This window comes from Streptomyces katrae, assembly GCF_000966975.1.
Classification (GTDB): Bacteria; Actinomycetota; Actinomycetes; order Streptomycetales; family Streptomycetaceae; genus Streptomyces; species Streptomyces katrae.
In genome coordinates, this window is the sequence record NZ_JZWV01000786.1 from 1 (window position 1) to 6,018 (window position 6,018).

Genomic DNA, 6,018 nt, shown 5'->3' on the forward strand with positions numbered 1-6,018 from the left:
CCCTCGTCCCCGGCTTCCGCCGGGTCCTGGGCACCGTCACCGGCATCGCGGCCGGCCTGCTGATCGCCGTACCGCTGCACGGCGCCCCCGGCCCCACCGCCGCCCTGGTCGCCGTCTGCGTGTTCGGCATCTTCTACACGGCCGCCCCGTCCTACTCCTGGATGATGTTCTTCGTCACCGTGATGGCCGGGCTCCTCTACGGGCTCCTCGGCGTGCTCCACCCCGGGCTGCTGCTCCTGCGCTTCGAGGAGACCGCCGTCGGCGCGCTCGGCGCCGCCCTCGGCGTCACCCTGGTCCTGCCGGTCACCACGCACGCCGCCAACGACGCCTGGATCCAGCGCGCCCTGCACTGCGTACGGGCCTCCACCGCGGCCTCCCTCGACCGCCTCGCGGGCGACCCCGACGCCGACCCCGCCCCGCACGCCGCCGAACTGGAACTCCTCCTGGCCCGGGTCCGGATGGCGCTCGCGCCCCTGGTGCACCCGCTGAGCCCGCTGCGCGCCCGCAAGGCCCGCGCCCGCCAGGTCCTGGGCCTGCTCGACGACTGCGCCCGCGAGGTGCGCGGGCTCGTCGCCGTCGCCGCCGACCCCCAGGCCTCCCACGACGCCCGGCTCGCCGCCGCCTGCTGGCGGGTCGAGGCCGCGGTGGAGGCGCTCACCGCCCCCCAGGGCGCCGCGCGGACCGGCGCCCCCGTCCTCCCGGCCGGCCCCGCCGGAGCCGAACCCGCCCTGGCGCACCTGCACGGCCTGGAGACGGCCCTGGCCGCCCTCGCCACCCCGCTGCGCACCGACCCCCGCGCCCCCCTGGTCGTCACCGCCTGACGGCAACCGCCCCCGCGCGCGGGCGGACGCGAGTACGGTCGGGGCCATGACCACCCCAGGCGCCCCGCCCGTCCAGTACCGCACCGCCCGCCCCGGGGACCGGGAGGCCATCGAGGCCCTCGACGGTTCCTTCCACACCCGGACCGTCTTCGAAGTGGAGTCCTCCGCCACCGGCTTCGCCCTCCGGGAGGTGCCGGTGGACCCGCCGCTCCACAAGGTCTTCCCGCCGGACGAACCGGAGGAGCCCGAGGCTGCCGACGAGCCGGAGGAGGACGGCACCGGGCACGCCCGCACCTTCGTGGCCCTCGACGGCGGCACCCTCTGCGGGTTCGCCGCCGTCCGCTACGCCCCCTGGAACCGGCGCCTGACCGTCGAGGACATCGAGGTCGCCCCCGCCCACCGCGGCCGCGGCATCGGCCGCGCGCTCATGGACCTCGCGGCCGGCTTCGCCCGCGAACGCGGCGCCGCACACCTGTGGCTGGAGGTCAGCTCGGTCAACGCCCCGGCCGTGCACGCCTACCGCCGGATGGGCTTCACCCTCTGCGGCCTGGACACCGCCCTCTACGACGGCACCCCGGCGGCCGGCGAGCGGGCCCTGTTCATGAGCCGCCCCTGCGGCTGACGCCCCAACTCCCCGAATGCCGGGGATGGTACGACGCCCCGCAGCCGAACCGCAGGCCAACGCCTGAAGATCACTCGGAGGAGTGTTCCGCCGGCTCCGGGAGCCCGGCGCTGACCTGCGGCATGTACAACGGGTGATTGTTCACTGCACATTCATCCGGCAAGTACAGGGTGGATCTGTCCGGACAGGGGGTAACCGCCCGGAATGGAAATTCTGCAGAAGCACTCGAGCGAGGCTCAGGTGTGGGAGGAAGCCGAGGAGTTCATCCGGCTCTTCCACCGGGAGAATCCGCAGTCCGGTGATCCGCGCGCCCGGCTCGCCGCCGTACGGGCCGAGCTCGCGGAGACCGGCACCTACCGCCACACCCCCGAGGAACTGGTCCACGGGGCCCGGGTCGCCTGGCGCAACAGCAACCGCTGCATAGGCCGGCTCTACTGGAACTCGCTGCGGGTCCGCGACCGCCGCGGGCTGACCGACGCCGAGGACATCGCCGCCGAGTGCTTCGAGCACCTTCGCGAGGCCACCAACGGCGGCCGGGTCCGGCCCACGATCACCGTCTTCGCCCCGGAAGCCCCGGACCGGCCGGGTCCGCTGATCTGGAGCGAGCAGCTGGTGCGCTACGCCGGCTACGGCGACCACCCGTCGATAACCGTCGGCGACGCCCGCAACAGACAGCTCACCGAAGCCCTGCTGAGGTTCGGCTGGGCCGGCGGCCCGGGGACCCCGTTCGACCTCCTCCCGCTGGTGGTCCAGGGCGTCGACGACAAGCCCCGCTGGTTCGACACCCCCGCCGACGCCGTGCTCGAAGTGCCGATCCGCCACCCCGACGACCGGGACGACTGGTCGGACTGGGGGCTGCGCTGGCACGCGGTTCCGGCCATCTCCAACATGTGCCTGGAGATCGGCGGCATCCACTACACGGCCGCCCCCTTCAACGGCTGGTACATGGGCACCGAGATCGGCGCCCGCAACCTCGCCGACACCGATCGCTACAACCTCCTCCCGGCCGTCGCGCGCCGGCTCGGCCTGGACGTCTCCAGCGACCGCTCGCTGTGGTGCTGGACTCCTTCGACCGGGCCGGGGTCACCATCGCCGACCACCACACCGAGTCCCGGCGCTTCCTCTCGCACCTGGAGCGCGAGGAGCGCAAGGGGCGCGAGGTGGGCGCGGACTGGTCCTGGATCGTCCCGCCGATCTCCGGTTCGGCCACCCCCGTCTTCCACCGGACCTACGAGGACCGGCCGAGCGCGACCGCGTACGTCCACCACGACGGTGCGCGGGAACGGGCCTGGGGACGGGACTTGGTCTAGACCTTCTGTTACGGTCGGGCTCGGAACGGATCCGGGACGGCGGAGAGGGGCACCGGTGGACGGCGCGCACAGCACGGACCACGGCGGCGGACACCGGGCCTACATCGGCTCGTTCACCTCGGGGGGCGGCCGCGGTGTCCTCACCGCGGCCGTGGATCCGGCCACCGGAGCGCTGACCCCGCTCTCGACGGAGGGCTCCCTTCCGGACCCCTCGTACCTCGCGCTCGACCCGGCCACCGGCGTGCTCTACGCGGTGAGCGAGACCGAGCGGGGTGCGGCGGGCGCCTTCCGCCCCACCGCCGAAGGGCTCGCGCCGCTCGGCACCCCCGTCCCGGTCGGAGGATCGGGCCCCACCCACCTCAGCCTGGCCGGGCGGCGGCTGCTGACCGCCAACTACACCTCGGGCAGCGTCAGCAGCCTGCCGCTCGCCGCCGACGGCAGCCTCCGCGGACCCGCCGCGGTCCTGGAGTACGAGGGCTCCGGCCCCGACCCGGACCGCCAGGCCGGCCCGCACGCCCACCAGGTGCTGCCCGACCCCGCCGGCCGCTGGGTGCTCGGCGTGGACCTCGGCACGGACGCGGTACGGGTCTGCGCGCCCGACCCGGCGGACGGGCGGCTCCGCGTCCACGCACGGGTCGCGCTGCGCGCCGGCAGCGGCCCGCGCCACCTCGCCTTCCACCCGGCGGGCGCGGTGGTCTACGTCCTGCACGAGCTGGAGCCGCTGCTGACCGTCTGCCGCTGGAACGCGGACGCGGGGCGGCTCGACCCCCTCGCGGAGGTTCCCGTCGCCCCGGAGGGCGCCCCGGAGGGCGTGCGGGCCTTCCCCTCGGCGATCACCGTCTCGCCCGACGGCCGCTTCCTCTGGGCGGCGGTCCGCGGGGCCGACGCCCTGGTCACGTTCTCGCTCGCCGGCGGCCCCGAGGAGCCGCGGCCCACGGGCACCGTCGGCTGCGGCGGCCACTGGCCGCGCGACCTCGCCGCGGACCCGTCGGGCCGCCGCCTCTACGCGGCCAACGAACGCTCCGGCGACGTCACCTGGTTCGAGGTGGACCCGCGCACCGGCCATCCGGCCCGCACCGGTTCCCTGCCCGTCCCGGCGGCCTCCTGTGTGGTGTTCGGCGGTCTCCCGGCCTGAGCCCGGGCCGCTCCCGCCATCGGCCGGGCACAGCGGAGGGCCCGCCCGGGATCCGTCCCGGGCGGGCCCTCCGCTTCGTCGTGTGCCTACTGGGCCGGCGCGCCCAGCTGGAGGCCCAGGGCCGCGCTGTACTGGGCGACGGCCAGCTTGCCGAGCGCCGGGTAGGCGCCGAGCACCTCGGCGGTGGCGCAGTCGGCCTCCTTGCAGGCCGTGTCCAGCAGCCCCTCGGCCGCCTCCGGGCCGATCAGGTAGGGCGCCAGCGCCAGCTGGACGGCCCCCGCGCCGCGCAGCTCGGCGGCGACGGCGGCCACCGAGCCCTCCTGGTCCAGGGCGGCGGCCATCACGGGCACCGCGAGCCGGGCGGCCAGCAGCATGCCGGTGATCCCGGCGGCCTGGACGGCCTCCTCGCCACCGGTGGTGGCCAGGATGATGCCGTCGGCGGCGGTGGCCACGGTGAACAGCCGGGCGCGGTCGGCGCGGGCCAGGCCGGCCTCCGAGAGGCGCACGTGCAGGCCCTCGGCCAGCAGCGGGTGCGGGCCGAGGACGTCGGCCAGCTCGGCGGCGGCCGAGGAGTCCATCAGCGCCTGGCGCATCCGGCGCAGCAGGTCGGCGTCCGGACCGGCCAGCAGCGGAACGACCACGGCGTCCGGGCCGGTGGGCGCGGGCACCTCGTGGCCGGCGGCGCGGGCGAACTCCGCGCGCACGTTCCGCTCGTCGGCGACGGCGGTCAGCACGCCGGACAGGGAGGGGAACTCGCTCCCCTCGCCGTCCTCGCCCTCCAGGAAACCGATCCGGGCGTCCAGGCCGGGCAGCTCGGAGCGGCCGATGCTGATGATCTCCTCGGCGAGGCTCCGCGAGGCGGCCGAGGGCGCACCGGGCACGGCGAGCACCAGCGCGGGCGCGCCCTCGGGCGCCACCGCGGGCTCGGGCCGGCGGTGCCGTCCGGTCTGGCGGGGTCGCGGCATTCGTACGGGCAGGCCGTTTGCGGGCCCAGTGGGGGAGCTCATGGCGCCGCATGCTACTGGCTTATCGGAACCGGGTGTTCGGGCAGGGCCCATCCAGGTGGCATCTGTCCTCATTTATCCGTTGAATGTCATACACGCTTCAACCGGATCAACTCACGGACGGCGAGCACCAGTCGACGGAACGTGCCGGTAACGGCCTGTCAGTGTGACCCAGTAGAGTGACGCAGCGTGGCACCTCGACCCTTGAACGAACTTGTCGAAGCGGGCTGGGCGAAGGCCCTGGAACCCGTCGCGGACCGCATCGCCGGCATGGGGGACTTCCTCCGGACCGAGATAGCGGCCGGCCGGACCTACCTGCCCTCGGGGGCGAACGTCCTGCGCGCGTTCCAGCAGCCCTTCGACGACGTCCGCGTCCTGATCGTCGGACAGGACCCCTACCCGACCCCCGGCCACGCCATCGGGCTGAGCTTCGCGGTCGCCCCCGAGGTGAGCCCGGTGCCGGGCAGCCTGGAGAACATCTTCCGCGAGATGCACACCGACCTGGGCCTGCCCCGGCCCTCCAACGGTGACCTCACCCCGTGGACGCGGCAGGGCGTGCTGCTGCTCAACAGGTCGCTGACCACCGCCCCGCGCAAGCCGGGAGCGCACCGGGGCAAGGGCTGGGAGGAGGTCACCGAACAGGCCATCCGCGCGCTCGCTGCCCGCGGCAAGCCGCTGGTCTCCATCCTCTGGGGCCGCGACGCCCGCAACTGCCGGCCGCTGCTCGGCAACCTCCCGGCGGTCGAGTCGGCGCACCCCTCGCCCATGTCGGCCGACCGGGGCTTCTTCGGCTCCCGGCCCTTCAGCCGGGTCAACGACCTGCTGGTCCGAGGGGGAGCCCAGCCCGTCGACTGGCGCCTTCCGTAGCGGCTCCCGGAGCCCCCTAGACTCCGTTCCAAGATCCACAAGATCGGAACGGACCACGGGGGACCCCATGACGGTGAGAGACATACGCACGGCGGCGAAGATCATCGGCCGGCGCAACGCGCTGCGCTACCTGGCGGTGGGGGCGGGTTCCGCCCTCCTCGCGGCCTGCACCGGCAAGGAGAAGCCGGCCGCGCCGAGCCCGGCGCCGTCCTCGCCGCCGGGAACCCCCTCGCCGTCCCCCTCGGCCACGCCCTCGCCC

At 75.0% G+C, this 6,018-nt stretch carries 6 protein-coding genes and 1 pseudogene; 6 read left to right on the forward strand and 1 reads right to left on the reverse strand.

The window, feature by feature from the left end:
- The 4 genes and pseudogenes from VR44_RS26480 to VR44_RS26495 all read left to right on the forward strand — a co-directional run.
- A partial coding sequence (locus VR44_RS26480; protein ID WP_045950119.1) for an FUSC family protein occupies positions 1-821 on the forward strand: 821 nt, incomplete at its 5' end.
- Between the two features lie 46 nt (positions 822-867).
- Complete coding sequence (locus VR44_RS26485; protein WP_045950120.1) at positions 868-1,443, forward strand: GNAT family N-acetyltransferase; 576 nt, start codon at positions 868-870, stop codon at positions 1,441-1,443.
- A gap of 204 nt (positions 1,444-1,647) precedes the next feature.
- Positions 1,648-2,753, forward strand: a pseudogene (locus VR44_RS26490) (nitric oxide synthase oxygenase).
- Between the two features lie 55 nt (positions 2,754-2,808).
- A complete protein-coding gene (locus VR44_RS26495; RefSeq protein WP_045950121.1) occupies positions 2,809-3,888 on the forward strand; it encodes a lactonase family protein in 1,080 nt (359 codons plus the stop codon).
- Positions 3,889-3,974: 86 nt separating this feature from the next.
- Here the strand turns inward: VR44_RS26495 and VR44_RS26500 are convergent, their stop codons facing one another.
- Positions 3,975-4,895: a sirohydrochlorin chelatase gene (locus VR44_RS26500; protein ID WP_094191929.1), complete on the reverse strand. Its 921-nt coding sequence runs from the start codon at positions 4,893-4,895 to the stop codon at positions 3,975-3,977.
- A 186-nt stretch (positions 4,896-5,081) separates the two neighbouring features.
- On the opposite strand from VR44_RS26500, the gene VR44_RS26505 reads away from it, so the two are divergent.
- Both VR44_RS26505 and VR44_RS45305 read left to right on the forward strand, forming a co-directional pair.
- On the forward strand, positions 5,082-5,759 hold the full coding sequence (locus VR44_RS26505; RefSeq protein WP_045950123.1) for a uracil-DNA glycosylase: 678 nt from the start codon (positions 5,082-5,084) through the stop codon (positions 5,757-5,759).
- A gap of 73 nt (positions 5,760-5,832) precedes the next feature.
- The coding region (locus VR44_RS45305) for a twin-arginine translocation signal domain-containing protein (protein WP_157880412.1) at positions 5,833-6,018 on the forward strand (186 nt) is incomplete at its 3' end.